A 242-nucleotide genomic window follows, 5' to 3' on the forward strand; every position below is an offset into this window, starting at 1 on the left:
TTGCTTTCGGTCAGTGGAGATGGAGAGATTCGAACTCTTGACCCCCTGCTTGCAAGGCAGGTGCTCTCCCAACTGAGCTACACCCCCATAAAATCTTGGATGTGGGTCTACCCTATTAAGGCTATCCCTGTATTCTTTTGTACTCTGGTTTATTAAACCAATGGGCTTAAGTGGACTCGAACCACCGACCTCACGCTTATCAGGCGTGCGCTCTAACCAGCTGAGCTATAAGCCCATAAATA

Annotated in this window: 2 tRNA genes; both read right to left on the reverse strand. The window is 48.3% G+C overall.

From position 1 onward, the window contains the following. Positions 1 to 14: 14 nt before the first annotated feature. A tRNA-Ala gene (locus RZO55_RS00380) sits at positions 15 to 87 on the reverse strand. Between the two features lie 74 nt (positions 88 to 161). After that, positions 162 to 235 (reverse strand) — tRNA-Ile (locus tag RZO55_RS00385). Positions 236 to 242 lie beyond the last annotated feature (7 nt).

Source organism: Clostridium boliviensis, assembly GCF_033342255.1.
Lineage (GTDB): Bacteria > Bacillota > Clostridia > Lachnospirales > Lachnospiraceae > Lacrimispora > Lacrimispora boliviensis.